This window comes from Streptomyces sp. NPDC043996, assembly GCF_056435225.1.
In genome coordinates, this window is the sequence record NZ_JBWKEY010000035.1 from 1 (window position 1) to 1,078 (window position 1,078).

At 68.8% G+C, this 1,078-nt stretch carries 1 protein-coding gene; it reads right to left on the reverse strand.

The window, feature by feature from the left end; all coding sequences use genetic code 11:
- The coding region (locus tag AC07A4_RS41810) for a sensor histidine kinase (RefSeq protein WP_478609995.1) at positions 1-1,030 on the reverse strand (1,030 nt) is incomplete at its 3' end.
- Positions 1,031-1,078: the final 48 nt, after the last annotated feature.

The window sequence follows — 1,078 nt, forward strand, 5'->3', positions numbered from 1 at the left end:
CGGATTCGATGTGGAAGCCGCCGTCGGGGCGGGGGCCGAACTCGAACGTGCCGCCCACCAGTTCCACCCGCTGCCGCAGCCCCTTCAACCCACTCCCCGACCCACTCGACGCCAGATCCCGGTCCACCGCACCCGTCGGCGCCGTATTCCGCACCCGCACCCGCACCCGGTCCGCCTCATACCGCACCTCCACCCACACCCCACACCCCGGCGCGTGTTTACGCACATTCGTCAACGCCTCCTGCACGATCCGATACGCCGTCCGCGCCACCACCGGAGACGACACCGACCGATCCCCCACCTCACTCAACTCCACCTCAACCCCCACCGCCCGCGACTCCTCCACCAACACCGACAACCCCAGATCAGACACCCCCACACCCCCACCATCCCCCACCGCACCCACCACACCCTCCGCACTCTCAGGAGACCTCAACACCCCCACCAAATCCCGCAACTCCTCCAACGCCTGACACCCCGCAGCCCGCAACCCCTCCGCCTCCGCCCGCACCCGCTCATCCGTCGCCACCACCCGCAACGCACCCGCCTGCAACACCATCAACGACACCCGATGCGTCACCACATCATGCATCTCCCCCGCCAAACGCACCCGCTCCTCCGCCCGCGCCCGCTCCGCCAACAAAAACTGCTCCCGCTCCGCCCGCTCCGCCCGCTCCGTCAACGCCGCGATCAACCCCCGCCGCGCCGCCACATACATCCCCAACAACGCCGGCACCGCCGTCAACAACACCCCCGACGCCGCCACCGCGAACGACAACTCCCACAACCGCGTCGCCACAGCAGTCAACACACCCGTCAACACCCACGCACCCCGCGGCCGCGACGAATACACCACCGCCGAATACGCCGCAAAAGGCGCCGCCAACGGCACCCACACCCCCGACCCATCCACCGACGTCACCAACAACCCCGGCGCCAACCACACCGACAACGACATCAACACCGCCGCCACCGTCGCCACACCCAACACCAACAACGGCCACACCCGCCGCACCACCAACACCACCACCACAACCACCTGCAACCCCAACCCCGCCCACGGACCAAACCGCGGGTG